This window comes from Micromonospora sp. NBC_01796 (assembly GCF_035917455.1).
Classification (GTDB): domain Bacteria; phylum Actinomycetota; class Actinomycetes; order Mycobacteriales; family Micromonosporaceae; genus Micromonospora_G.
The window spans coordinates 2,538,774-2,565,339 of sequence record NZ_CP109078.1; the positions used below are offsets into that span (position 1 = coordinate 2,538,774).

The following is a 26,566-nucleotide window of genomic DNA, read 5'->3' on the forward strand; positions in this document are numbered from 1 at the left end:
TCCATGCTGAGCTGGGGCGGCGTGCCGGCAGGCTTGGCACCGGCAGCCGCGCGGTGGAGGATGAAACGGTGTCAGCGGAAATCGGGGGGCCGTTCAGCGACGGTGCGGACGAACGCGTCCGGCGGGTACGGCTACCAGCCGACCGCCGTACGCCGGCTGCCGCACGGGCGATCGTGCGGTCGGTGCTCGCCGAGGCACAACTGGACGAACTGCTCAACGAGGCGCTTCTGCTCACCACCGAGCTGTCCACGAACGCGGTGGAACACGCCGGCACAGAGTTGGACATCGAGGTCGTAGCGGACGAGAGCGGACTGACCGTCACTGTCTCCGACTTCGCCGTCGGGCCACTGGAAAAGGTGACCGCGCGCCCGAAAAACGACCTGACGGACATCTCCGAGGTATCGGAACGCGGCCGGGGACTGCTCCTGGTCGACCACTTCGCCAGCCGCTGGGGCACCACCCACCTCCCCACCGGCAAGGGCGTCTGGTTCCGGCTCGACCGCAAGAGCGCACCCGAGCCCCCCACCGGCCGCCCCGGCTCGACGCTGGTCGGCGGTACGCCCACCGGTCCGGCGCCGAGCGCCGGTGCACTCACCGCCCTGATGCACACCGTGCCCGACCCGTACACGGACGACCCGCTGCCGGACTTCGCCGCCAACCTGCTCGCCCGGGTCGCCGAGATGGTCGGCGCGGCCGGCGGCACCGTACGACTGGACCGGGGCGACGGCAACGGGTCACAGGTGCTCGCCCGTTACGGCCGGCATCCCCGCCCCGGTGACGACCTGCTCCGGGTGCCGCTCGCCGTGCACCGCCCGTACGCCGGGGAACTGGAACTCGACGCCGCGCCCTCGGGATATGCCCAGCCGCTCGCCGCGCTGATGGCCGAACGGCTCTCCCTGCACCTGGAGAACGACCGGCTCCGCCGGGCCGACGTACGCCGGCAGACCTGGCTGACCTTCCTCGCCGAGGCGAGCGAACTGCTCGCCCAGTCCCTCGACGTCGACCTGACCATGGCGCTGATCCCGCAGCTCGTGGTGCCCCGGCTCGGCCAGTGGTGCGCGGTGCACACCGCCGACGAGTGGGGTCGGCTCAAGCTCGCCGCGGCCAGCCACGCCGACGAGGCGGTCCTGCCGGAACTGCACAAGGTCCTCAGCGAGGACGGCCCGGACTCGGTGCAGGCCCGGCTGCGGGAGGCGTCCCGCAGCGGTTCCCAGGTGCCGATCGGGGGTCCGATGGACGGCTTCGCGGTCCCCCTGGTCGCCCGGGGTCAGCGTCTCGGCACCCTCGCGGTCGGACGCCACCTGCGACACCGGCACGACCCGGACGAGGTCGCGGTGCTGGAGGACGTGGCCCGGCGGGCCGCCCTGGCGATCGAGAACGCGCGGATCCACGCCGAACGGCGGCGGATCGCGCACACCCTGCAACAGTCGCTGCTGCCACCGGTGCTGCCGGTCGTCGACGGCATCGGCTTCGCCGCCGAGTACGTACCGACCGGTGACGACGCGGACGTGGGCGGCGACTTCTACGACGTGGTCCCGCTGCCGGACGGGCGGTGGTTGGTGGTGGTCGGGGACGTTTCCGGCAAGGGCGTACAGGCCGCCGCGGTCACCGGACTGGTCCGGGACGTGATCCGGGTGCTGGTCGGTGACGGCAAGCCGCTGCCCGAGGCACTCGACCGGCTCAACGAGACCCTGGTCGAGCGCGGCGGCGGGCGCTACTGCACGCTCGCCCTCGCCGCCGTCGGGCAACGCCAGGACGGGCAGCTCACGGTCGAACTGCACCTGGCCGGCCACGATCGTCCGGTCCTCGTACGCGGAAACGGCCGGGCCTCGTTCGTCGGGACCGGCGGTACCGCGCTCGGCCTGCTCGACTCGATCGCCACGCCCTCGGCCAGTGTGCCGATGGGTCCGGGCGACTCGCTGATCTTCTACACCGACGGGGTCACCGAGCGGCGGCGCGGTCGGGAGCTGTTCGGACTCGACCGGCTCCGGGACGCCGCCGGACCACTCGCCGGCTACTCGGCGGACGTGGTCGCGGCCCGGCTGCGCTCGACCGCGATCGGATTCTCCGGTGAGACCCCACGCGACGACATCGCCATCCTCGTCCTGCGCAACGACGCCCTCCCGGTCTGAGCCGCCGAGCCGGATCCGCGCTGCGGAAGGCGGTGAACGGCCTGGCGGGTCGGCGCGGGTCGGGGGGAAGTCGGCCGATCTAGACTGGCGGCCATGCCATCGATCACCCGACGCTCAGTGGATCCCGATCGTCGGGCCTCGGTCGAGGCCGAGATCGTGGCCGCGACCGTGCGTCTGCTGACCGAAGGGGTGAGCTTCACCGAACTCGGGGTGCAGCGGATCGCCGCCGAGGCGGGGGTGGCCCGGTCGACCTTCTACACCCACTTCCGGGACAAGAGCGCACTGCTCATGCGGCTCGCCGGCACCATGCGTACCACCGGCTACGACATCGTGAGCACGTGGCAGATCACCGACGGGCTGGACGGCCTGATCGACATCTTCCAGCGGATCACCACGCTCTACCGGGAGTACGCCGTGGTGCTCACCGCGATCAACGAGGTCGCCGCGTACGACACCACTGTGCGGGAGTTCTGGGCGGCCGGGTCGAACCGGTTCCTCGAATTCGGTGGGCGGATCCTGGCCGAGGAGCAGCAGGCGGGTCGCACCCCGGCCGACCTGGACGTGCCGACGGTGAACCGGATCATCGTGATCGGCGGCGAGCGGGCCATCGCCGACCATGTGGCGACAACCGACGACAGCAGCGGCGACGACGCCTTCGGCGCGGAGCTGGCCAAGCTCTGGTGGTACGGGGCGTTCCGGCGCCAGCCGTAGCCGGATCGGGTGGTGAGGCGGACGAACGCGCCGTACCACCGCCGCTCCCACGGAACGCCTGCTCACGCCCTCCGTACGGCTTGAGCGCTTTCGCCCCTGTCCGGCGACCACGGGTAGCAGAGTGAGGGGGCGGAGCCCGGCCGACTCGACCGACACCTTCTGGGAGCTGTGGTGAAATACCGCCTGATGGGCCGTACCGGCCTGTACGTCTCGGAGATCTCCCTCGGCGCGATGACCTTCGGCGGCTCCGGGCCGATCTGGGACATGGTCGGCGGGCTCGGGGTGGCGGACTCGGAACGGATCGTCGGCACCGCCCTCGACGGCGGGGTCAACCTGATCGACACCGCCGACGGGTACGGCGACGGCGAGAGCGAGGAACAGCTCGGCACCATTCTCAGGGGCCGCCGCGAGGACGTCATCCTGACCACGAAGGCGCACGCCCGTACCGGGCCGGGGCCGAACGACGTGGGCCAGACCCGGCTGCACCTGATGCGGAACCTGGAGCAGAGCCTGCGCCGGCTCCGGACCGACTACATCGACGTCTACATGATGCACAACTTCGATCACCTGACCCCGTTCGAGGAGACGCTGCGCACCCTCGACGACGCGGTACACCAGGGCAAGATCCGGTACATCGCCGCCGCCAACCTCTCGGCCTGGCAGGTCAGCAAGGCGCTGGGCGTCTCCGGTCGACTCAACCTGAACGGCTTCGCCGCCCTGCAGAGCTACTACTCCCTGGTCGGCCGGGACGCCGAGCGGGACATCATTCCGATGGTGCTCGACGAGGGTGTCGGCCTGTTCGTCTGGGCACCGCTGGCAGCCGGCTTCCTGACCGGCAAGTTCAACCGTGACGCCAGCGACTCCAACGGTCGGCGCGGGAGCGAGGGTTTCCCCGACTTCCCACCGGTCGACCACTCGCGCGGGTACGACATCCTCGACGTGGTCCGAACCATCGCCCAGCGGTACGACGCCAGCATCGCCCAGGTCTCGCTCGCCTGGGTGCTGGCCAAGCCGGGGGTCACCAGCGTCACCGTCGGTGCCCGCAAGCCGCACCAGCTCACGGACAACCTGGGCGCCATCGACCTGACGCTGACGGAGCAGGACCTGGCCGAACTCGACGAGATCAGCAAGCCGGCGCCGAGCTACCCGAACTGGGTGCAGAGCGGCTTCTACCGGGACGTCCGCTACCCGCAGCAGTAGTACGGGAAAGCTGACGCCCGGCACCCTGCTGGTGGCGCGGTGCCGGGCGTCAGCGGCTCGGGTGCCCCGGAGGGGTCAGATGCCGCCGGTGTACCGGCCGGGAGCGAGCCGGTGGTCCGGGTCGAACCGCTCCTTGACCCGGCGGAGCAGCGGCAGGGTGGGGAGCTGGCCCCAGAAGTCGATCTCCCGGCGGATCCGGGGCGGGGCGGACAGCACCACACACCGCCCGTTGCGGGCGAGCAGCACCCGCCGCACCACCCCGAGGATCGAGGCGATCTGCTCGGGCGCGACGTAGCCCGGCAGTGCCGCGTAGACCACGCCGAGTCCGGCCGAGCCCCGCACCGGAACCGGCGTCCCGGCGGCGTCACGCAGCGCGTAGACGGCGGCGTGCAGGTCGGCGGCGGGTACGTCGATGCGGAGCGCGACATCGTCGGCGGTGAACGGGTAGCGGCCCCACCAGGACGGCGCGGTGGTGTGCACCCGGCTGTCCCCCTCCAGCAGCTCGACCAGCCGGGCCACCCTGCCGCCGACGTCTGCCTGCCCGCCCTCCAGCAGCACGGCGAGACTGCCGGCCTCCGGCGGACCGGCCCGGTGGCCGGCGGCCGAGAACCCTTCCTTCGGCAGGTCGATCTCGATCGCCGCCGGGCTCAGCCAGGATCCGTGGATGAGCCGGACCAGGTTGTACATCTCCAGTGGGGACTGGACCGGGCGGGTCACCCAGATCTGGCTGGCCGGCACCGGCTGCACCCGCAGGGTCGCCGAGACCAGCACCCCGAGCGCCCCGTTGGATCCGCAGAGCAGCCTCGCAAGGTCGTGTCCGGCGGTCTCGCCGGCCGCCCAGCCGCCCGCGTGGTGCAGGACCCCGGACGCGTCGACGTAGCTGACCCCGAACAGCCGGTCGCCCGGCGAGCCGTGCCGGTGCCGCATCGGACCGGTCTCGTCGGCGGCCACCACCCCGCCGATGGTCGCCTCGGTGGAGGGCGCGTCGATCGGCAGCCGCATCCCGGTACGGGCCAGCGCGGCCTGCACCGCCCGGACCGGTGTGCCGGCGCCCACCTCGGCGACCATGTCCTCACCGGAGTGGTGCCAGACCCCGGCCAGCCGACCGGTGTCGAGGACGATGTCCACCCGCGAGGGTGGTGCGCCCCAGTCCAGTTTGGTGCCGGCGCCGCGCGGAACCACCGACAGCGCCCGGTCGGCGGCGGCCCGCAGCACCGCACCCACCGCCTCGGCGGTGCCCGGTGCGGCCACCCAGGCGGCCGGTGCTCCGGCCACCCCGTCGGCCATTCCGGCCGGTCGGGCGAAACGCTCTCCACAGATCTCGGCCAGACGCTGACCGATCCCCCCACCAGTTGTCCGCTCCACCGCTGTCGATGTCCCCACGAGGTTTATCGTACACATGTTCGAACGATTGCCAACGGTCGGCGCCGGACCGGCGGGGGGCGGGGGCGGGGGCATGGGCGGTAACGTGGCCGGGGTGAGCACTGAGACGCCCGTTGCCGCCCCCGTCGCCAACCGGATCCCCACCGAGCGCACCCACCACGACGACACCGTCATCGACGAGTACGCGTGGCTCGCGAACAAGGAGGACCCGGCGACGATCGCCTACCTGACCGCCGAGAACGACCACACCGACGCGGTCACCGCACCACTGGCCGCGCTGCGGGAGACGCTCTTCGGCGAGACGAAGGACCGGACCCAGGAGACGGACCTGTCGGTGCCGGCCCGCAAGGGCGGCTACTGGTACTACACCCGCACGGTCGAGGGCCAGCAGTACGGCATCCAGTGCCGCCGCCCGGTCGCCGACGGGGAGACCGAGCCTCCGGCGACCGGCGACGGCGCCCCGCTGGACGGCGAGGAGATCCTGCTCGACGGAAACGCGCTCGCGCAGGGCCAGGACTTCTTCGCCCTCGGCACCTTCGACGTCAGCCCGGACGGGCGGTGGCTGGCGTACTCGACGGACTTCGCCGGGGACGAGCGGTTCACGCTGCGGGTCAAGGACCTCTCGACCGGTGAGGTGCTCGCCGACGAGGTGCCGGACACGTTCTACGGTTCCGCCTGGTCCGGCGACGGGTCCACGCTGTTCTACCTGACCGTGGACGAGGCGTGGCGGCCGAACCAGGTGTGGCGGCACACCGTCGGCGCGGCCGCGGCCGACGACGTTGTCGTCTACCAGGAGGACGACGAGCGGTTCTGGGTCGGGGTGGAGCTGACCCGGTCGGAGAAGTTCATCGTCATCGACTCGCACAGCAAGGTCACCAGCGAGGTACGGGTCATCCCGGCCAGCAACCCGACCGGCGAGCCGGCGGTCATCGCGCCCCGCCGGCAGGGCATCGAGTACTCGATCGAGCACCACGGGCACCGGTTCCTGATCCTGCACAACGACGGTGCCGAGGACTTCGCGCTGGCGTACACGTCGGCGGACAGCCCCGGCGACTGGGTGCCGATGATCGACCACCAGCCGGGCACCCGGCTGGAGTCGGTGGACGCGTTCGCGAACCACCTGGTCGTGTCCCTGCGTTACGAGGGTCTGACCGGGCTGCGGGTGGTCACCGCCGGCAGCACCGACTCGTACGACATCGACTTCCCCGAGCCGATCTACAGCGTCGGACTGGACGGCAACCCGGAGTACCAGACCGACACCGTACGGCTGCGTTACACCTCACTGGTCACCCCGGACTCGGTCTACGACTACAACCTGGTGACCCGGTCGATGGTGCTGCGCAAGCGCAAGCCGGTGCTGGGCGACTTCGACCCGGCCGCGTACGAGCAGCACCGGGTGTGGGCGCTGGCCGACGACGGCACCCGGGTCCCGGTGTCGCTGGTCGCCCGCGCCGGTACGCCCCGCGACGGCTCGGCACCGTGCGTGCTCTACGGCTACGGGTCGTACGAGGCGAGCATGGACCCGTGGTTCTCCATCCCCCGACTGTCCCTGCTGGACCGGGGCGTGATCTTCGCGGTGGCGCACGTACGGGGTGGCGGTGAACTGGGCCGGCACTGGTACGAAGAGGGCAAGATGCTGGCGAAGAAGAACACCTTCACCGACTTCGTGGCGGTCGCCCGGCACCTGGTCAAGTCCGACTGGACGTCGACCGACAAGCTGGTGGCGCGGGGTGGCTCGGCCGGTGGACTGCTGATGGGGGCGGTGGCGAACCTGGCCCCGGACGCGTTCGCCGGGATCGTCGCGCAGGTGCCGTTCGTGGACGCGCTCAACTCGATCCTGGACCCGTCGTTGCCGCTGACCGTGACCGAGTGGGAGGAGTGGGGCAACCCGCTGGACGACCCCGAGGTGTACGCGTACATGAAGTCGTACACGCCGTACGAGAACGTGGCGGCGGTGGACTACCCGGCGATCCTCGCGGTGACCAGCCTCAACGACACCCGGGTGCTGTACCACGAGCCGGCGAAGTGGATCGCCCGGCTGCGGGCGGTGGCGCCGGGCGGGTCGTACCTGTTGAAGACGGAGATGGGCGCCGGGCACGGTGGGCCGAGCGGGCGCTACGACTCGTGGCGCGAGGAGGCGTTCGTCAACGCGTGGACGCTCGACCGGTTCGGCCTGGGTGACTGACCGAACCCGACGCGAGGCGCGGGAGCGCGCCTGATCGGTACGCACTGGTGGAGAGTCGCGGCTGTCGCGGCTCTCCACCAGTCTTGTCGGAATTGACTTAGTTATTAGTTAACAACCTTGCCAGAAAGCCGCCGGATGTTATAGAAGTATTTCCATGCGTATACGACGGACCGCCCTGGCTCTCGCCCTGTTGGGGGCAAGCCTGGCCACCCTGCTGACGGCTCCAGCGTCCGGCGTCGCCCAGGCGGCCCCGGGCGCACTCACCTGGAGCGACGAGTTCAACGGAGCCGCGGGCACCAGCCCTGACGGCGGCAAGTGGAAGTTCGACATCGGTGGCAGCGGCTGGGGCAACAACGAGCAGCAGTACTACACCAACTCCACCCGCAACGCCGCGCACGACGGCAACGGCAACATGGTGATCACCGCCCGCCGGGAGAACCCGGCGAACTACCAGTGCCACTACGGCACCTGCCAGTACACCTCGGCCCGGTTGCTGACCGCGGACCGGTTCACCCAGACGTACGGTCGCTACGAGGCCCGCCTGAAGATCCCGCGCGGCCAGGGCATCTGGCCGGCGTTCTGGATGCTGGGCACCGGCTCGCAGGGCTGGCCGGGCAACGGCGAGATCGACATCATGGAGAACATCGGTCGGGAGCCGAACACGGTCTACGGCACCCTGCACGGTCCCGGCTACTCCGGCGGCAGCGCGATCAGCAGCGCGTACAGCCTCCCCGGCGGGCAGGCGTTCGCGGACGCCTTCCACACCTTCACCGTGGACTGGGCCCCGGACTCGGTGACCTGGTACGTCGACGGCATCCAGTACGCCCGCAAGACCGCCGCCGACCTGCGCGGCAACCCGTGGGTCTACAACCACCCGTTCTTCATGATCATGAACGTGGCGGTCGGCGGGTACTGGCCCGGCTACCCCGACGGCAGCACCGTGCTCCCCCAGCAGATGCTGATCGACTACGTCCGGGTCTACGCCTGGAACTCCGGTGGCACCCCGCCGCCCGCCACCGGCGGGCAACTGATCGGGTACGGCAACAAGTGCGTCGACGTGCCCGGCGGTACGCCCACCGACGGCGCCCTGTTGCAGTTGTGGGACTGCAACGGCACCGACGCCCAGCGGTGGAGCTTCCCCGGCGACGGCACCGTCCGGGCGCTGGGCAAGTGCATGGACGTGGCCTGGGGATCGGTCACCAACGGCGCGAACATCCAACTCGCCACGTGCAGCGGCAACGCGGCCCAGCAGTTCGTCCTGAGCGGTGCCGGTGACCTGGTCAACCCGCAGGCGAACAAGTGTGTCGACGTACGCGACTGGAGCACCGCGAACGGCGCCAAGCTCCAGCTCTGGACCTGCCTCGGCGGGGCGAACCAGAAGTGGCGTCGCGGCTGAGCACACCTCCGGGTCGTACCTGACCCGGTGCCGGTGCTCGCCTGAGCGGGGGGATCCGCTCAGGCGAGCACCGCGGCGGCCAGCACGGCCGGATCGACGTTCCCGCCGCTGATCACCGCCACCGTCCGGCCGGGCGGCAACTCGGCCGGACGGAACAGCCGGGCGGCGGTGGTCACCGCGCCACTCGGCTCGACCACCAGCCGGGCTCCCCGTACCAGGCGGGCGGTGGCGGCGGCGATCTCGTCCTCGGTGACGGTCACGATCCCGTCGAGGTGTTCCCTCAGGTGGGCCAGGGTCAGCTCGGCGAGGTTGGTACGCAGCCCGTCCGCGCTGGTCCGATGGGTTCGGGCCAGGTCCCAGACGACAAGCTCCCCGGTGGCCAGCGACTCCTGCGCGTCGGCCGCGTACGCGGGCTCGACCCCGTAGACCCTGGTCGACGGGGAGAGCGCCTTGATCGCGGTGGCGACGCCGGAGGAGAGTCCGCCCCCGCCGACCGGGACCAGCACCACGTCGACCTCGGGCAGGTCCTCGACGATCTCCAGCCCGATGGTCCCCTGGCCGGCGATGACGTCGCGGTGGTCGTACGGCGGGATGAGCGTCCGCCCCCGCTCGGCGACGATCCGCTCGGCGGTGACGAGCCGGTCGGCCGGCGGTACGAGCAGCACCTCGGCGCCGAGCGCGCGAACCTGCTCGATCTTGATGGCCGGCGCCCCCTCGGGGATCACCACCGTGCACGGGACCCCGGCGGCCCGAGCCGCGTACGCCAGCGCCTGACCGTGGTTGCCGGAGGAGTGGGTGACCACGCCACTGGCCCGCTGGGCCTCGGTCAGCCGGGCGACCGCGTTGGTCGCGCCGCGCAGCTTGAACGAGCCGACCGGCTGGAGGCTCTCCGGTTTGAGCCAGAGCTCCGGGTCCCAACCGGCGGGCAGCAGCGGGGTACGGACAACCCGGCCGGCGATCCGTTCCGCGGCGGCCCGGACATCGTGCAGCGTCACCAGGTCCATTCGATCATCATGCCGCAGGGGCGGTTCCGCCCACCGCCATCAGAAACCACGATCTCGAACGGGCAAAGCGGCACTAAAGCCTAGAATCAGGCAAAGTGTTCCGCGTGATCGGGGGACCGCGATGCCCACGCCCGACCCTCCGGATAACGGCACGCCCGAACCCACCCCGGACCCGCACGGCTCCCCGCCCTCCCGCTCGGAGCCGCCGCAGTCGCAGCCGCCGACCGGCCCGAGCACCGCCTCCGACCCGCCGGAGGAGTCGGGCCCGCACGCCCAGCCCTGGACCTGGTCGGTGGACCCGGACCCGCCCACCAGCGAGCCGACCCCGGACCCCGAGGGCGGCCCCTTCGTGGACGACCCGACACCCCCGCCCCCGGTGACCGCGCCACCGCCCCCGGAGCCGCCCGCCCGTCCCCCGGACTGGTCCACCCCGGACACCCCGGTGGTCGCCCCACCCATCGGTGGCGACTTCGCGCCGCCGCCCCATCCGGACCAGACCTCGCCGTACGCCGAGCAGCCCCACCCCGAGGCCCAGCCGTACCCCGAGCAGGAGTACGGGGAGCAGCAGCAGTACGCCGACGAGCCGTACCCCGACCCGCCGGGGGCGTACTGGCCGGACCACGCGCCCTGGCTGGACGAGCCACCGGGGTACGTACAGCCGCCGCCGGAGCGACGCCGTCGGCTCTGGCTGTTGCTCGGGGTGAGCGTGGCCCTGGTCCTCTGCTGCTGCGCCGGCGTCGTCGGTACGGCGTTGACCTGGGGCGGCGACCTCTACGCCGAGGTGGAGAGCCGGGGTCAGCGGATCGTCGGGTTGAACCAGCCGGGCCGCGACGGCGACCTCGAATTCCTCGTACGCGAGGTCGAGTGCGGTGTCGGGCGGGTCGGTGACCCCCTGGTCAACCAGCTCGCGGTCGGTCAGTTCTGCGTGGTCGAACTCGCCGTACGCAACGTCGGCAAACGACCGGTGTTCTTCACCGACACCCTCCAGGAGGCGTTCGGACCGGGCGGCGAGCAGTTCGGCGCGGACAGCGGCGCGAGCGTGCTCGCCAACTCCGACCAGCAGGTGTTCATGAACGAGATCAACCCCGGCATGAAGGTGACCGGTGCGGTGGTCTACGACATCCCGGCCGGCGCCCGGATCGTACGGATGCGGCTGCACCACATGCCCAGTTCGCCCGGCCTGGTGGTCCGGGTGGAGTAGCCGCTCAGGCCACCCGCAGTTCGGTCAGCGTGGTGCTGCGGCGCAGGAAGAGCAGCCCGACGCCGACCATCACCAGCACCGCGCCGAGCGCGCCGGCACCATAGAGCGCCAGCTCCGCCAGGGGTACGGGCACCGACCCGCCGACCAGCGGCTCCGCCACCGTCCGGCTGTACTCGGCCGAGGTGGCCGGGTTGTCGCACAGCGCCGGCCCGGCATCGCAGACGGTGTAGCTGTAGCCGCCGTGGCTGGGCGTACCGAAGAAGCCCCTGGCGAGGAGCACCCCGACCGTCAGCGCCATCACGATCGCCGGCACCACGGGGGCGAGCGCCTGCCAGGCGACCGACCGCCCGAGTACGGACGCGGGCACCCCGGTCGCGATCAGGGCGGCGTACGCCCGGCGTCGGGACACGATGCCCTCGACCAGCGCGACCAGCAGTCCGGCGGCGGCGATGGAGAGCGCGACGATCACCGCCACGTCGACCAGCTCGACGGTACGCAGATAGAAGGGGTCGTTCAGCTCGACGATCTGCGGTTGCCCGGCGGCCAGTGCGTGCTGACGCTGTACGGCCTCCCGGACCCGGTCGTCGGCCTGGAAGTACGCCCGCGCCCCGGCCGCCCCCGCGCCGAACAGCACCGCTGCGAGCATCGCGCCGAAGGTACGGCTGCCGGTCCACGGATCGGCGATCAGCCGCCGGGCCGCCAGCAGCGTCGCCGGGGACCGACCGAACCTGTGCAGCAGCCGCCCCGAGGTGTACGAGAGCCACCCGGTCCCGAGCACCACGCCGAGCGCGGCCAGTACGCCGCCACCGAGGAGCAACAGGATCATCAGCCCCTGGTCCGCGCCGTTGTCGCCGCCGTACCGGCGGTTGATCGAATCCGCGCTGCCGGCCGCGAACAGGCCGAGCGCGATCAGTACCCCGGGCCAGGGCCACGGGCTCCCGTCCCGTCGCGTCCGGCGGTAGACCCGGAACGGGGTGATGACGGTCCGGCGGGCGAGGAACGCGCCGATCAGCGCGGTCAGCAGCGGCAGGCCGATCAGCACGGCGATCAGCGCGCCCGGTGCGGGCAGCACGTCGGTGGGCAGGGCCAACCTGCCCTCGGCGTCCGGCCGGTGCAGCACCCGCCGGCCGACCAGGTAGACCGCGGTACCGAACCCGGTGCCGAGCAGGCTCGCCACCCCGGTTTCGGTGGCGATGATGGCGATCGCCTGGCCCGGTGTGGCTCCGGCCAGCCGGATCGCGGCCAGCCGGCGCTCCCGGGCCGGCGCGCCGAGCCGGGCGCACTGACCGGCCAACGCCAGTACCGGGATGGTGAGCAGGATCAGCGCGATCACCACGCCGGGTCGCAGCCCCGGCTCGATCAGCACGTTGTTGGTGTACTGGGTGGAGTTCTGGCTCGACCAGTTGTCGCCCACCATCGGCGGCGTCGGGATGGCGAGCACGGTCAGGGCGGCCAGGGCGATGAGGGCGGCCAGGGCGGCGCTGAGTGCGGTCAGCACCACCCGGAGCGTGTCCGTACGGGTCCCGGCCAGGGCCAGCCGGACCAGGGTCGGGGGTCTCATCCGGCACCGGCCAGCAGTGTGCCCAGCCCGAGCCCGGTCCCGTCGAGTTCACCGTCCCGCATGGTGATCTCCCGATCGGCGTAGCCGGCCACCCGTGCCTCGTGGGTGACCAGTACCACCGAGGTCCGCTGCTCGCGGACGACCCGGACCAGTTCGCCCAGCAGCCGCTCCCCCGCGAGTACGTCCAACGCACCGGTCGGCTCGTCGGCGAAGAGCACCCGCGGCTCGGTGACGAGCGCCCGCGCCATCGCACACCGTTGCTGCTCACCGCCGGACATCTCGCCCGGCTGGTTGTCGGCCAGGTGTGCCACGCCCAGCCGGTCGAGCCAGGCCAGGGCCGCCGACCGTGCTGCTCGCCGCCCCGTGCCGGCGAGCAGCAGCGGCAGCGCGACGTTCTCCGCCGCGGTCAGTTCGGCGACCAGTTGGCCGAACTGGAACAGGACCCCGAACTCGGTCCGGCGCAGCCGTGCGCGGGCCGCCTCCGACCAGGTGTCGAGCCGGTGTTCGCCGTAGTGGACCTCGCCCGAGTCGGGGCGGAGGATGCCGGCCAGGCAGAGCAGCAGGGTCGACTTGCCGCAGCCGCTCGGGCCGGTGATGGCCACGATCTCGCCCTCGGCCACCGTCAGGTCGATCCCCCGCAGCGCCGGGGTACGCCCGTACGACTTCACCAGGTTGTCGGCGCGCAGCAGGGGCGGTGTGGTCGATTCTCGCTCGGCTTGGTCAGCCCGTTGTTCCGGCTCGGTCATGGCCGCACCTCCCGGTGCCAGTCGGCGACGCGTTCCAGGGTGGCCTGCAACCACCGCAGGTCGGCGTCGAGATGGACGATGGCGAAGTCGGCGGCGACCACCTCGGCGAGGCTGGCCGACGCACTGATCTTGATCTGGGTCAGCTCGCGCAGCCGTACGGTGTGCGCCTGCCGTTGTGCGATCAGGTACTCCCTGGTCCGGTCGACGCCGACCACCAGGAGCGCCACCGCGACCTTGGCGAACAGGGTGCCACTCACGTACGGCGCCGGTGGCTCGACCACCGCCAACCAGGCGTCGAGCGCGGCGTGCCCGGTGTCGGTGAGCGCGTACGAGGTCCGGTCGGGTCCGCCGTCCCGGTCCTGTCCGGCCGGCGCGACCAGGCCGTCCCGGGCGAGCCGGCCGAGCGTGGCGTAGACCTGGCCGTAGCCCAGTGGCTTGGTCCGGGGCAGTCGTTCGTCATGGGCCCGTTTGAGCTCGTACCCGTGCTGCGGGCCGCCGGCAAGCAGCCCGAGCAGCACCTGAGCCGTCGACATGGCGCCACTATTCACTGAATGAATAGTTGCCGTCAAGCCCACCGCGTCCGAGCCGACACACCGGTCGGCGATCGACTCGCCGGGGGCCGCCTGCCTCCGGTCGCCGCACGACCAGGAAGATGAGCACGCCCACCAGGGCGTCCGGTCCTGCCGCCGAACCCTCCGGTGGAGTACCGTTCGATCGATAACAGGAGGTCGCGAATGTCCTTGACGGTGCACACCGAGCAGCGCGGCGACGTGGTCGTCGTGGCGGTCGCAGGCGAGCTGGACATGGCCACCGCGCCGCAGCTACAGGACGAGATCACGGATCTGCTCGACCGGGGCAACAGCCGCCTGGTGTTCGACCTGTCCGACCTGACCTTCTGCGACTCGACCGGGCTCTCCGTGTTCGTCCGGGCGAAGAACAGCAGTGACGAGGTCGGCGGGGTGGTCCGACTCGCCGCACCGCAGCGCGGCGTGTTGCGCATCCTGGAGGTCAGCGGCCTGGTCGAGGTGTTGCAGACGCACCCCTCGGTGGAGCAGGCCATCGCGGCGGACCAGACCTCCGCCTCGTCGTAACAGCACACGCCCGGTCATGACGTGATCACCGCCTGGTCCGCCGCACAGCGGGCCAGGCGGCACTTTTCTCCGCACCCTCGACGGGGCATAGGTTGTCGGTCGACACCGCCAACCTTTCGGAGACGCGAATGCTCAAGGGTTTCAAAGACTTCATCATGCGCGGCAACGTCGTCGACCTCGCGGTCGGCGTCGTCATCGGCACGGCCTTCACCACCCTGGTCACCCAGCTCACCAACTCGTTCCTCAAGCCGCTGATCCAGTTGATGGGCGGCGACACGGGGGTGACCGCCGGGACATGGCCGGTGGGCGACGTCGAGTTCGACTGGGCGGCGTTCGTCAACGCGATAATCACCTTCCTGATCACCGCCGCGGTGCTCTACTTCCTGATCGTGCTGCCGCTCAACAAGCTGGCCGAGCGGCGTCGGCGTGGCGAGGAGCCGCCGCCGGCCGCCCCGAGCGAGGAGATCAAGCTGCTGACCGAGATCCGTGACGCCCTGGTGGCCGGGGCACGAGTGCCGGCGCAGCACCGGGAGTCGTTCGACAACCTGACCGGCCGGGACTACCCGCCAGCCGGTCGGGAGTACCCCTCGGCCGGTCGCTGAGCCGCCGGCACCCGACTTTCCCCCTCCCCGCACCCTATCGAACACGTGTTCGATAGGGTGCGATCATGGAACAGCGGAAACACTGGTGGAACGGCAAGTGGGGGCACCTCGCGAGGCGCGATGTCTACCTGCGGACCGACGCGGACCAGTGGCACCTGGAGCAACGGGCCGGCGGCGCCGAGGGGATCTCCCGGTTCTACGAGTTCGACAGCGAGGACGAGGCGTACGAGGCGGTGCGCGGCCTGCTGGTCGGACCGGACAACTGGCGGGAACTCTCGGCCCGACCGCCCGGACTCGGCAGCGGTGGTTTAACCGGCTGACCGGGCGGGAATCGCCCAGACATGCACACCGATGTCCCGAACAGCCCCGAACCCATCGCCCAGGTGACCAGCGGCATGCGGGTGATCGACCCGGGCGGCGAAGAGGTGGGCACCGTCATCGCGGTCCAGCTCGGCGACCCGAACGCGGTGGCCGCCCAGGATCCGCCGAGCGGTGACGGCGTACTCGGTGACGGGGTGCCGCACACCGCGACCGGCGACGAGCCCGACGTACCGCCGGACCTGGCGGCCCGGCTGATGCGTACGGGCTATCTGAAGGTGGACAGCCGAGGGTTCCTCGCCCACGACCTCTACATCGAGGCCGACCAGATCGCCAAGGTGAACCAGGACGTGGTGGAGCTGACCGTGGACCGCAACCGGCTCCTCCCCGAATCCCGCTGACCCCGCCCGGCGGGCCGGAACCGGTCAGCGGTACGGGGTTTCGAGCATCGCGATGGTGCCGAGACTGACCTGGTCCCGGATCCGGGTCACCGACGACTGCCACTGCCGGCTGAACCCCGGCCGCCGCTCCAGCGACTGCCAGACCGACAGCACGGACTCGTCCAGCCGGGCGGCGGGCATCCACAGGTGCAGCAGGCAGTCGATCGCCGGTCGGAGCCGGTCCAGCTTCTGCGCCCGGGTGCCCGGCCCGGTGAGGCTCGACTCCATCAGCGACACCAGCGTGGTGAGCAGCCAGTCGTGCAGGGCCAGGTCCTCGCAGAGCTCGACGATCGCCTGCATGTCCTGCCGGGCCGCGGTCAGTTCCAGCGTACGCAGGGTGTCCGACTCGACCCGGAAGGTGCCCTGCAACTCGGCCTCCGGATCCTCGACCGGAACCACCGCCCAGCGCAGGCAGGTGCGCTGGGCCCGGAACGGGGGCCGGTGGTCCAGCGTCGCCGACGCCTGGACGGTGTCCATCGTCCGGGCGCTGACCGCACCGAGGTTCAGCGCCGCGGCCTGGTACGCCGAACCGAGGAAGCCACGGGTGATGTCCCGTACGTCGACCTTGCCGATCGTCTCCACCTGCCCCGGCCGGGAGAGGTAGTGCGACCAGACGAGCCGACGGTTGGCGGCGGCGCGGTCGATCCTGGTGTGGGTCGACCCCTGGAGCACGTGCCCGCCGGTGACCGCCGCGTGGGAGACGACCGTGCCGACGCCCCGGCTCCGGCTGCCCGAAGCGGTCGGCAGCCGGCAGTCCACCCCGCTGAGCTGGTCCGGAGAGACGGCGTACGCGATCGGCCGTTCCGACCGGCGGACCCGCTCGCCCACCAGCAGGTCGAGCAGGCCGGCGGTCCGGTCCAGCGGCAGTGCGGTCGAGTTCTGCAACAACCCGGTGTGGACCTCGCCCACGGTCAGCATGGCACCTCCGCAACGTCACGCGTCGCCACCGGCCACGGTCACGCCGCGGTCAGAGCCGATCGACCGGTTTCATCCCATCATCGGACCGACGCGCAACGTACCGGACACGCATGAGCGCGAATGATAATTCCCGGTCCTCACGTGCACGGCCGTCGCAAATACCGTCGAACCGACGGGACATCGGGTTATGACGAGCGGTTTCCGAGGGAAGTCCCTGATGCGCCTTTTCACCGAACTTCCAGGGCCAGCGTCGGATCGCATTTCCCGCCATAGGCTCAACTGGTGGCTCCTGCGAACATAGACGTACTCGTCGTCGGTGCCGGGGTGACCGGGCTGACCACGGCGGTGTGTCTGGCCGAGAGCGGGCGTTCGGTGCTGGTCCGTACCCGGGACCGGCCGGCGGACACCACGTCGTTCGCGGCGGGTGCGATCTGGGGGCGGGTGATCGCCGCGCACGAGCGGGCAGCGCACTGGGGTCAACAGACGCTTTCCCTGCTCAAGCCGTTGGCCCGAGCGGCCGGGACCGGGGTGCGTCTGGTCACCGGCCTGGAGGCGACCCGGGTGCCGTGCCCGCCGCACCCGTGGCTGACCGGGATCGACGACTTCGAGGTCTGCCCGCCGGCCGAGCTGCCCGCCGGTTTTGTCGCCGGCTGGCGCTACACCGCGCCCGTGGTCGACATGCCGCGCTACCTGGAATACCTGGTGAATCGGCTGGGCCGGGCCGGTGGCCGGATCGAGCGGGCCACCGTCGGGTCGTTGGCCGAGGTCGCGGCCGAGGCGCCGGTGGTGGTCAACTGCACCGGCGCCGCCGCGCGGGAACTGGTGCCGGACAACGAGGTGCAGCCCACCCGGGGCCAACTGGTCGTGGTCGACAACCCCGGCGTGCACTGGTTCTTCGCCGAGAGCGACACCGAGACCACCGAGCTGACCTACTTCCTCCCGCACGGCGACCATGTCGTGCTCGGCGGGACGATGGAGGTCGGACACTCGGACGCCGCACCGCAGGCCGAGACGGCGGCGGCGATCGTACGGCGGTGTGCGGCTGTCGAACCCGCCCTGGGCCGGGCCCGGATCCTCGATCACCGGGTCGGATTCCGGCCGGTACGCCCTCAGGTCAGGTTGGAACAACTGGATCTCGACGGCGGCATAATGATCCACAATTACGGGCACGGTGGCAGCGGAATCAGCCTTTCCTGGGGCTGTGCCCTCGAAGTGCTGAACATGATCGAAACACGTACGGCAACCCCGTCCTGAAAATCATTGGCGCCGATGTCTTCGCAGGCCGGCGATACTGCTGTCGGGGGCCGGACGAGGGGACAAATATTCTTGCCCCCCATTGATACGGTGACCTCACGTGCCGCTCACGCCGCATAGGAGCCGCCGTGACCAAGGTCTACGTGTCAGCCACTTTCCGAGATCTACAGGAGTGCCGTGCCTCAGTGCAGCTCGCGCTGCGCCGGCTCCGGGTCGAGGACATGGCGATGGAATCCTATGTCGCGGAAGATCGACGGCCGCTGGAAAAGTGTCTGGCGGATGTCCGCGAATGTGATGTCTACGTGGGCATCTTTGCCTGGCGCTACGGTTTCGTGCCGCCGGGTTACGGCCGGTCGATCACCGAATTGGAATACCGCGAGGCGCTCAACAACGGAAAGCCCTGTCTGATCTTCCTCCTGGACGAGGAGGCACCCTGGCCGCGCCGGTTCGTCGACCGGGGGCCGGAGGCCGAGCAGATCGAGGCGCTGCGGGCCGAGCTCGCCGACCGGCACATGTGCAGCATCTTCACCGAGCCGGGTGACCTGGCCGCGCGGGTCACCGCCGCGGTCGCCGTACGGCTGGCCGAGACCGGGTGGTCCGGGCACGGGTTGAACGCCCTCGGCCAGGACACGGTCCAGCGTTACTTCGCCCGGCTGCGCCAGCACTACGGCGTACTGGACCTGGACGCGTTGACGCCGACCGAGAGCGAGGACTACCTCCAGATCGGGTTGGCCTCGGTTTTTGTCGAGCAGTCCGTACGGGCGGATCCGCCGCCGGCCGAGATGCCCCGCGAGTGGCGCCAGCGGGTGCCGACGAACGGGCATCTGAGCAGCGAAGACGTCCCCGCCGAGGTGAACCCGACGGATCTGGTGCACCTCCAGGAGTCGTACCGGGCGAAGCCGTTGCAGCGGCTGTTCGACGTACTCGCCTCGCCGGAGCAGCGGGCGGTGGTGCTGCTCGGAGACCCCGGCTCGGGCAAGTCCACCGCAGCCCGTTACCTCGTTCTCGCCCTGGCCGGCGGGCACCCCGACGACCGGCTCGCCGCCCTGACCGACCATCTGCCGCTCCTGGTCGAGCTGCGCTCGTACGTGACCCTCGCCGCCGAGAACCGCTGCCAGAGCTTCGTCGACTACCTCGACCACCGCGCGCACACCGACGGGCTCGGGATCGACCGGACGGCACTGCTGCGCCACCTGACCCTCGGCCGTACGGTGGCCGTCTTCGACGGGCTCGACGAGGTCTTCGACCGCCGCCGCCGGGAGGAGGTGGCCAGCCAGATCGCCAACTTCGCCGCGGACTTCCCCCAGGTACGGGTGATCGTCACCTCGCGGGTGGTGGCGTACTCCCGGCGGATCCTCACCGACGTCGGTTTCACCCACTTCACCCTTCAGGACCTGGACGCCGACCAGACCGCGGAGTTCCTCGGCCACTGGTACCGGTTGGCGATCCACGACCGGCCGCAGGACGCCCTGGTCCGCCGGGCCCGGCTGCTCGACGCGATGCGGCACTCGCACGCCATCCGGGAACTGGCCGGCAACCCACTGCTGCTGACCATCCTGGCGATCATCGGCAGGCACCAGGCGCTGCCCCGCGAGCGGTGGAAGCTCTACGACCACGCGGCGACCGTGCTGGTCGAGCACTGGGACGTGAACCGGCACCTGCGCGACCAGCACCAGGACCCGGACTTCATCGGCACCGAGGACAAGAAGGAGCTGCTGCGCCGGCTCGCGTACCGGATGCAGTCGGCCGACCGTGGTCTGGCCGCGAACTACATCGCGGCCGAGGAGTTGAGCCAGGTCTTCGAGGACTACCTGGTCGAGCGCTACCACCGGGATCCGGCCGCGGCTCGGGCGATCGCCCTGTCGATGATCAACCAGTTCCGGGAGCGGAACTTCATCCTCAGCCGGTACGGCCCGCACCTGTACGGCTTCGTGCACCGCACCTTCCTGGAGTTCTTCTGCGCGGACGCGGTGCTGACCAGGTTCGCGCACGACCGGGTGCTGACCATCGGCGAGGTGAAGGACCTGTTCCGCCGGCACTGGGTGAGTCCGTCCTGGCGGGAGGTGCTCCGGCTGCTCGCCGGGGCGCTGCCGGAGGAGCGCACCGCCGAGGTGGTCGACCTGCTGACCAACGAGGTGAACCGGTCCTGGCCGCCGACCGCGTTCCCCACCCCGCCGTGGAACCTGGCGCTCGCGGTGCAGTGCCTCGCCGAGGTCCGGACCATCACACCGGCGGTGGCGAAGCCGGCCGCCGCCCTGCTCCGGAAGGTGATCCTGCTCCTGGAGCACGGTGTCGCGATCAACGACCGGGAGACCGCGAAGCTGATCGAGGAGGAGATCCTGCCCGCCGCCCAGGCGATCGGGACCGACTGGCCGGGCCGGGAGGACTACCTCTCCTGGTACCGGCGGCGCGGGGTCCGGGTGGTCTGGAGCCCGGTGTCGGCGTACGCCGCCCGGCTGGCCGCGATGCTCTCCACCCCGGCTGAACGGATCGACGACCTGTTCGACGAGGTGCTCGGCGGACTCGACGACAGCTCCGCCGCGTACGCCTGGGTTGCCGGGCTGGCCGAGGTGGCGCAGCTCGCGACCGCCACGGAGGACAGCCCCCCGCATCGCGCCGCCGCCGAACGGGTCCGCAACCGGCTGGTCAGGCGGGCCCGCGACGACGGTTACAGCGGAGCGCGGCTCACCGCCGTACAGGCCCTCGGGGAGTGCTTCGGCACCGACCAGCGGGCCCGCGAGTTGCTCGCCGAACGCGCCAGGATGGACGGGTACGCCGGGGTCCGGCTCGCCTGTGTGCAGGCGCTCGGCGAACGGTTCCGGGGCGAGACACCGGTACGCAACCTCCTGCTGGCGCAGGCGGGCCTGGACAGCAACGCGGGCGTACGGCGGGCCGCCCTCCAGATCCTCGGTGAGCGCTGCGGCGGTGAGGACGAACTGCGGTCCCTGCTGCTCGACCGGTTGGAGACCGACACCGACGCCGACGTGATCCGGATGGCCGCCCAGGTCCTGATCGAGCGGTTCAACGCCCCCGGCGAGGTTCGTGACCTCCTGATCGGGCGGGCCGGTGCCGATGTCGACCCGGTCCTGCGTCGGGCCGTCGTCCGGGCCCTCGGCGAACGGCTCGGGATCGACCCGGTGGTCCAGACGGTCCTGGTGGAACGGATCCGGGTGGACACCGACGCCGGTGTCCTCCGGGCGGCGGCGCAGTCCCTGGTGGAGCGGTTCGGTCCGGACGAGGAGCTGCGCAAGCTGCTGGTGTCCCGTGCCCTGGAGGACACCGACGAGGTGGTCCGCCGGGCCGCCCTGCGGCTGCTGATCGAGTGCTTCGCCCGCGAGGTGCCGCTCTGCGAACTGCTGATCACGGTGGCACGGGCCGACCGGGACACCGACGTCCGGCTGGTTGCCGTACGGGCGTTGGCGGACCAGGTCGGCACGGCACCGGAGGCGGTCGACGCGCTCGCCGAACTGGCCCGTACCGACCTGGCGCCCAGGATCCGGTTGCTGGCCGTCGGGGCGCTGGTGGACAGGGTCGGCATGGACCCCGACGTACGGGACGTGCTCGCCGGGCTGGCCCGCGCCGACACCAGCGCGGCGGTACGGCTCGCCTCGGTACGGGCACTCGCCGAGTGGGTGACCGAACGGGACCTGCGGGAGCTGATCGTCGAGCGGGCCCGTGAGGACAGCGGGGCGGAGGTCCGGCTCGCCGCCGTACGCGCCCTGGCCCGCGAGGCGGGTACGGATGCCGAGGTGCACGCCGTACTCGTGGATCGGGCCCGGCACGACTCGGACGGTGGCGTCTTCGCGCACGCCGCGGCGGTGATCGCCGGGCTGGCCGAGCAGGACGAACCGGCCTGGGAACTGCTCGCCCGGCGGGTCGGGGTGGACAGCAACGCCCGGCTCCGGCTCGCCGCGACCCGGATGCTGGTCGACCGGTTCGGCACCCGGCCGGAGGTCTCCGAGATCCTGCTCGACCGGGTACGACTCGACCCGGACGCGGAACTGCTCCGGGCGGCGGCGACCGCGCTGGTCGCCCAGTTCGGTCCCGAGGTGGCGCAGTGCAAGGCGTTGCTGGCCCGGGTCGACAGCGACGACGTCCCGGTACGGTGTGTGGCGGTGCGGATCCTCGGCGAGGAGTTCGGGGCCGACCGGGGCGTCCGCGAGGTGCTGATCGACAAGGCCCGCAAGGACGACGACGTGCAGGTACGCCGGGAGGTGCTCCGGGTCCTGGGTGAACGCCTCGCCGACCACCCGGAGGTCCGGGCGCTGTTCGTCGAGCGGCTGCACGACCACGACTGGTCGGTACGGGTGACCGCCGTCCGGCTGCTCGGCACCAGGTTCGGCGCCGACCCGCAGACCCGTACGCTGCTCACCCGGCTGGCCCGCGAGGACGACGACCACGGGTTCCGCCGGTTCGCCGGTCAGGCGCTGACCTGGCTTCCCGGTGCGGACCCGGACCAGTTACCGGACGTGCCGCGATGAGCCCGTCGACGGGGCGACCGGTGCCCGACGGTCGCCGGTCAGTCCGAGATGAACGTGTACTCGATCCGTTCGACCAGGTCCTTGGGGACGTCGACGTGTTCGTGCCGGCTGCGGGTGTGGATCTGGTCGAGCACCGCGGGACCGATCGACACCTGACTGAGGATCGTCCGGACCGCGTGCTCGATCGGCAGGAAACGCGACCCGAGGACCGAGAAGGTGCGGTACGCGCTGAACGGCGCCGCCCTCGGGTTCAGCTTGACCACGGCCGGCAGGTCGTCCCAGTCGTCCGGCCACTCCTCGACCTGGTACGGGTTGGTCACCCCTTCACCCTCGTGCCGCAGCAGGCCCAGTCGCATGAGCTGCCACACCCCGGCGAGGAAGGGGCAGGACCAGCGCAGTTGCCCGTCCTCCTCGTAGTCCCACAGCTCGACGTCCATGAAAATGGAGTGCCGGTTGGCCGCGTTCTGGACCGGGGGCTGCCAGGTGTAGTCGCTCATCGCCTGGGCCGGGCCGGTGGCCGGGGAGCGTTTGCCGTTGCAGAGCCAACCGGTCTCGGTGAGCGGTGGACGTTCGCCGTTGGTTTCCGGAACCGGATCGGAGACGAGCTGGTCGAGTACGAGTTTCGCGAGCGGGATGTCGTCGGCCTGGGCACACCCGGACTCGCGGGCGAAGTAGTCGATGACCAGGCCGGTGCCCTCGGTCGCTTCCTGGAGTTGCCGGACCACCTCGCCGGGCGTACTGAACCGGGTGAAGTAGTCGTCGATGAGGAAGCAGGTGCTGATCCGGGCCCGGCCCTTGGGGACCCGGTCGATCGCCGCCTGCCTGGCCGCCGCCACCCAGGGCGCGACCCGAGAGAAATGTCGACGGAGTTGCTGGACCCCGCCGGCGAACTCCTCGATGTAGAGGTGGCCGAGTTCGATCGAGAGATGGGACAGGGGGACCGACTCGATGGTGCGCCGGGCCGCGGTCTCCTCGAAGCTCACATCCGTTTTTGTCACAGGGTCTCCCAGGCCGCGTCGTCGACTATCCGTTTGGCCAGGGAGGAGAACGCTTCGACCGTCTCCAGGTTGGCGATCCGCCGGGCGTACACGTCGTTGTCGGAGATGAGCTGCTCGCGCCATTGCAGGACCGGGTCCAGCGGCACCGAGCCGATCATCATGGTCCGACCCACCCGGTTGTTGCTGGCCAGCTCCAACAGGTCCTGGTTGCACTCACGCAACCAGGCCACCTGTGGCGGCTGGAGTCCCTCCAGCTCGGGCGAGTCGGGGTCGACCACGGCGGTACGCACGAAGCGCAGCGCGTTCATCAGGTCGTCGTGTTTGTGGCCGCGTCGTACGCCGGTGTCGAGGATGCCCTTGGCGCCGTACACGAGGCTGGAGGCGGCGAGCACGTGCTGCCGGGTCCAGCGGTGGAACACCAGCCAGCGGGCCTTGACCGCCCGCAGTTCGGGGGAGGCGGTGGCGGCGAGCACGATGTCGGTGGCGTACGACCGACCGGCGCTCAGGTCGATCAGGCTGAGTTCGAACTCCTCCTCGAGCCGGAGGAAGAGTCGTACGCACTGCCGGACCCGTTCCTCGCTGCTCGGGAACTCGCCCCCGCCGACGTCACCGGGCAGGAGCATCAGCCGCCCCGCGCCGGGCGGCCGGTTGCGCAGGCTGGCCCGGTCGGACTCGGACCACACGTCGATCCGGTTCGGCTCGGCGCACTCGCCGTTGAGGTAGACGTGCAGCCCGGTCTGGGTGGTGGTGCCGTGCACGACGGAGTCGATGTTGAAAATGGCCCCGGCCGTGGGCGACCCGAAGTCGAAGTCGAGATAGCAGACGTCGATGCCCTGCAACGCACTCCGGTAGAGCACGTTGCTGCTGGTCACGGAGCGGCCGGTGCCGCCCTTGTCGGAAGTAGCGAAGATCAGCATGGTCAGCCCGCCTCCGAGACGTCACGGCGGGCGGCGTCCAGTTCGTCGAGTGAACGCAGCACCTCGGTGGACAGGGCTGCCGCCGAGCCGGGCCGGTCCTGCACGATCTCCCGGGCCCGGCGCAGGTTGACCCGGATCAGGTGCAGGGTCTGCTGCATCTTCGGGCCGCCCTCGGCGGCGCCGCTGAGCAGCTCCATGTCGTACAGGTGCTCGGCCTCGCTGAGCAGGTCCAGGGCGTAGTCCGCCAACCGGTCGCTGCGCAGTGGCGGTCGGTTCAGCATGTTGGCGGTGGTGACCAGCCCCTGCACCACCCGCTCGGTGTAGTACCAGGAGGTCCCGTCCTGGTTCTGTTTGATCTGGCGGAAGACCTTCGCCGGCTGGTCCCACAGGCTGCGCCCGGCGCCGCCGTCGAGTCGCCGGTCGGCCAGGTGGTCCCAGATCCGGTCGGCGAGGTCGAGCAGCGAGGCGCGCTGCTCGGCGTCGCTGAGCAGGCCGGCGATGAACGAGGTCCGTTGCAGCAGCAGGGCGGAGAACTCGCTGACCATCCAGCGCAGCCGTGGGCCGCCGAGCTGCTCACTGCCGATGAGGGTCAGCCGTACGCCGGGTGAGTGCAGGGTCAGCGCCGGGTCGGCGTCGAACGGGCGGCGGGTGATCCGGGCCCGGTTGGCCAGCTCGCTCAGGGCCAGCCCGACCCGGGACAGCTCGGCGTCGGAGCCGCGTTCCAGCATCAGGCCCTTGACCGCCAGCGAGGTGACCAGCAGCGTGTAGTAGTCGGAGGAGTCCTCGTCGGTGGTACGCCACGGGATGTCCTCCAGCGGCCACCGTTGCCCGTCGCCGAAGGTGGCGACCGTGGCCCAGTAGGTCCTGGTCAGTTCCCACCGCAGTTGCAGCGCTCGGGACAGCCGCTGCTGCTCGTCGTTGAGCAGCCCGAGGATGCGGGTACGTTCGGAGAACAGGTCCTCGATGGCGTCCACCGCGATGACGGTGAAGTAGAGCCAGGGCAGCTCGTGTGCCACGCCCTTGGGTTGTTCGCCGACCGGCTCGTCGGTCTCGACCACCGGGGCGTCGTTGACGATCCCCCAGGACCAGCCGCACTCGAACAGTCGGTTCGCGCTTTCCAGGTCGGCGACCTGGCCGGATCCGATCAGGACCTCACGGAAGGTCGCCATGGTCTGGCGCAGGGCCCGGCGCAACTGCGAGACGATCTGGCGTTGCGGCAGCCCGGCCTGGTTGACCGTACGGATCAGCGCCCGGCCCTCGTTGGAGTCCACGTCGAAGACGTTGACCGCGAAGCTGCGCAGCAGTCCGACCATGGCCGCACTGAGCCGGGCGCTGGCCATCGCCTCCAACTCGGCGATCTCCTGGAGGATCTCCTCGCGGCGGACGGCGCCCCGGAACACCCGGACGAAACCGATAGTCGCCAGCGACAGGGTGACCGACATCGCGAACGAGTCCACGATGTCCAGGTCGCGCTGCTGCGGGGTGGCCGGCTGGGCGGGGTCGTCAATGCCGAAATAGCTGCCACCCGAAAAAATGGGCGTTCCGGACTCATGGGTGTAGCGGCGGAAGTATTCGCTCAGGATCTGCACCAGGACCAGGGGTATCTGGGTCGCCGTACCGAGCGGGCGCAGGACTTTGATCATTTCGTCGGCGGTCTCGTCCGGACGGTCGATGTTGAACGCGTCCACCTGGGTCGCCGGCAGGAGCAGGCAGAGCAGTTGCTCGGCGTCACTGATCGAATTGGAGCCGTTCTCGCCGCCCCATACCCATCGGCCGTCCCGCCAGGACGACCGTACGACGGCCGACCAGATCTCCAGGAGCTGCTGACGAGGCTGAATCCTCATCTCTCGTGCACCACCATCCGCCAATTGTCATGGATCCAGGTACGCCGGAGACCCGGAGAGCATGTGATTATCGATCATGGTTCGGCGCCAATGCGCGTGGAACCAGGTCAGTGAATCAAGCAAAGAAGCTGGCCAGCCCAGGGATTAAATGATCTTTCTACAGTGGCGCCACGAGTCATGGCGA

General features: G+C 70.7%; 21 protein-coding genes. 12 read left to right on the plus strand and 9 right to left on the minus strand.

The features are described from left to right. Nucleotides 1–68 precede the first annotated feature (68 nt). The 3 genes from OIE47_RS11660 to OIE47_RS11670 all read left to right on the plus strand — a co-directional run bounded on the left by OIE47_RS11660 (nt 69) and on the right by OIE47_RS11670 (nt 4,043). Nucleotides 69–2,132 carry a SpoIIE family protein phosphatase gene (locus tag OIE47_RS11660; RefSeq protein ID WP_326561518.1) on the plus strand — a complete coding sequence of 688 codons (2,064 nt, stop codon included), beginning with the start codon at nt 69–71 and terminating at the stop codon, nt 2,130–2,132. Nucleotides 2,133–2,225: 93 nt separating this feature from the next. Next, nucleotides 2,226–2,843 (plus strand): TetR/AcrR family transcriptional regulator, encoded by a 618-nt coding sequence (locus tag OIE47_RS11665; RefSeq protein ID WP_326561519.1) that lies wholly within the window; start codon nt 2,226–2,228, stop codon nt 2,841–2,843. Between the two features lie 171 nt (nt 2,844–3,014). Continuing rightward, nucleotides 3,015–4,043: an aldo/keto reductase gene (locus OIE47_RS11670; protein WP_326561520.1), complete on the plus strand. Its 1,029-nt coding sequence runs from the start codon at nt 3,015–3,017 to the stop codon at nt 4,041–4,043. 75 nt (nt 4,044–4,118) lie between these two features. On the opposite strand, the gene OIE47_RS11675 is transcribed toward OIE47_RS11670, so the two are convergent. Next, nucleotides 4,119–5,426 carry an FAD-binding oxidoreductase gene (locus OIE47_RS11675; RefSeq protein ID WP_326561521.1) on the minus strand — a complete coding sequence of 436 codons (1,308 nt, stop codon included), beginning with the start codon at nt 5,424–5,426 and terminating at the stop codon, nt 4,119–4,121. Between the two features lie 94 nt (nt 5,427–5,520). Between OIE47_RS11675 and OIE47_RS11680 the strand changes: the two genes are divergently transcribed. Then, on the plus strand, nt 5,521–7,611 hold the full coding sequence (locus tag OIE47_RS11680; RefSeq protein WP_326561522.1) for a S9 family peptidase: 2,091 nt from the start codon (nt 5,521–5,523) through the stop codon (nt 7,609–7,611). Nucleotides 7,612–7,765: 154 nt separating this feature from the next. Further along, a complete protein-coding gene (locus tag OIE47_RS11685) occupies nt 7,766–9,007 on the plus strand; it encodes a family 16 glycosylhydrolase (protein WP_326561523.1) in 1,242 nt (413 codons plus the stop codon). Between the two features lie 59 nt (nt 9,008–9,066). On the opposite strand, the gene OIE47_RS11690 is transcribed toward OIE47_RS11685, so the two are convergent. After that, on the minus strand, nt 9,067–10,011 hold the full coding sequence (locus tag OIE47_RS11690; protein ID WP_326561524.1) for a threonine ammonia-lyase: 945 nt from the start codon (nt 10,009–10,011) through the stop codon (nt 9,067–9,069). Between the two features lie 121 nt (nt 10,012–10,132). Here OIE47_RS11690 and OIE47_RS11695 point away from each other — a divergent pair, with 121 nt between their 5' ends. Next, the gene (locus tag OIE47_RS11695; protein ID WP_326561525.1) at nt 10,133–11,212 is read left to right on the plus strand and encodes a DUF4352 domain-containing protein; all 1,080 of its coding nucleotides are present in this window, start codon (nt 10,133–10,135) and stop codon (nt 11,210–11,212) included. Nucleotides 11,213–11,216: 4 nt separating this feature from the next. On the opposite strand, the gene OIE47_RS11700 is transcribed toward OIE47_RS11695, so the two are convergent. From OIE47_RS11700 to OIE47_RS11710, 3 genes are read right to left on the minus strand one after another with little or no spacing between them, the layout of a single operon-like run. Then, nucleotides 11,217–12,773, minus strand: coding sequence for an FtsX-like permease family protein (locus OIE47_RS11700; RefSeq protein ID WP_326561526.1), 1,557 nt, complete (start codon nt 12,771–12,773; stop codon nt 11,217–11,219). Continuing rightward, on the minus strand, nt 12,770–13,519 hold the full coding sequence (locus tag OIE47_RS11705) for an ABC transporter ATP-binding protein (RefSeq protein WP_326561527.1): 750 nt from the start codon (nt 13,517–13,519) through the stop codon (nt 12,770–12,772). The genes OIE47_RS11700 and OIE47_RS11705 overlap by 4 nt, the downstream gene beginning before the upstream one ends. Continuing rightward, the gene (locus OIE47_RS11710) at nt 13,516–14,052 is read right to left on the minus strand and encodes a PadR family transcriptional regulator (RefSeq protein WP_326561528.1); all 537 of its coding nucleotides are present in this window, start codon (nt 14,050–14,052) and stop codon (nt 13,516–13,518) included. The genes OIE47_RS11705 and OIE47_RS11710 overlap by 4 nt, the downstream gene beginning before the upstream one ends. Nucleotides 14,053–14,253: 201 nt before the next feature. Here OIE47_RS11710 and OIE47_RS11715 point away from each other — a divergent pair, with 201 nt between their 5' ends. From OIE47_RS11715 to OIE47_RS11730, 4 genes are all read left to right on the plus strand, one after another. Next, nucleotides 14,254–14,610 carry an STAS domain-containing protein gene (locus tag OIE47_RS11715; protein ID WP_326561529.1) on the plus strand — a complete coding sequence of 119 codons (357 nt, stop codon included), beginning with the start codon at nt 14,254–14,256 and terminating at the stop codon, nt 14,608–14,610. A 128-nt stretch (nt 14,611–14,738) separates the two neighbouring features. After that, nucleotides 14,739–15,212: a large conductance mechanosensitive channel protein MscL gene (gene mscL, locus OIE47_RS11720; RefSeq protein ID WP_326561530.1), complete on the plus strand. Its 474-nt coding sequence runs from the start codon at nt 14,739–14,741 to the stop codon at nt 15,210–15,212. 65 nt (nt 15,213–15,277) lie between these two features. Further along, complete coding sequence (locus tag OIE47_RS11725) at nt 15,278–15,532, plus strand: hypothetical protein (RefSeq protein WP_326561531.1); 255 nt, start codon at nt 15,278–15,280, stop codon at nt 15,530–15,532. A gap of 21 nt (nt 15,533–15,553) precedes the next feature. Further along, nucleotides 15,554–15,931: a hypothetical protein gene (locus tag OIE47_RS11730; protein ID WP_326561532.1), complete on the plus strand. Its 378-nt coding sequence runs from the start codon at nt 15,554–15,556 to the stop codon at nt 15,929–15,931. A gap of 24 nt (nt 15,932–15,955) precedes the next feature. Here the strand turns inward: OIE47_RS11730 and OIE47_RS11735 are convergent, their stop codons facing one another. Beyond that, on the minus strand, nt 15,956–16,888 hold the full coding sequence (locus tag OIE47_RS11735) for an SCO2521 family protein (RefSeq protein ID WP_326561533.1): 933 nt from the start codon (nt 16,886–16,888) through the stop codon (nt 15,956–15,958). Nucleotides 16,889–17,170: 282 nt separating this feature from the next. On the opposite strand from OIE47_RS11735, the gene OIE47_RS11740 reads away from it, so the two are divergent. Continuing rightward, the gene (locus tag OIE47_RS11740) at nt 17,171–18,142 is read left to right on the plus strand and encodes an FAD-dependent oxidoreductase (protein ID WP_326561534.1); all 972 of its coding nucleotides are present in this window, start codon (nt 17,171–17,173) and stop codon (nt 18,140–18,142) included. Between the two features lie 143 nt (nt 18,143–18,285). Beyond that, entirely contained in the window at nt 18,286–22,623 is a 4,338-nt protein-coding gene (locus OIE47_RS11745) for a HEAT repeat domain-containing protein (protein WP_326563060.1), read from the plus strand. Nucleotides 22,624–22,661: 38 nt separating this feature from the next. Here OIE47_RS11745 and OIE47_RS11750 read toward each other — a convergent pair whose 3' ends face one another. From OIE47_RS11750 to OIE47_RS11760, 3 genes are read right to left on the minus strand one after another with little or no spacing between them, the layout of a single operon-like run. Then, nucleotides 22,662–23,621, minus strand: a complete 960-nt coding sequence (locus OIE47_RS11750; RefSeq protein WP_326561535.1) for an SCO2522 family protein — start codon at nt 23,619–23,621, stop codon at nt 22,662–22,664. After that, nucleotides 23,618–24,538, minus strand: coding sequence for an SCO2523 family variant P-loop protein (locus OIE47_RS11755; RefSeq protein WP_326561536.1), 921 nt, complete (start codon nt 24,536–24,538; stop codon nt 23,618–23,620). The genes OIE47_RS11750 and OIE47_RS11755 overlap by 4 nt, the downstream gene beginning before the upstream one ends. Before the next feature lie 2 nt (nt 24,539–24,540). Beyond that, the gene (locus OIE47_RS11760) at nt 24,541–26,382 is read right to left on the minus strand and encodes an SCO2524 family protein (RefSeq protein WP_326561537.1); all 1,842 of its coding nucleotides are present in this window, start codon (nt 26,380–26,382) and stop codon (nt 24,541–24,543) included. Between the last annotated feature and the right edge of the window lie 184 nt (nt 26,383–26,566).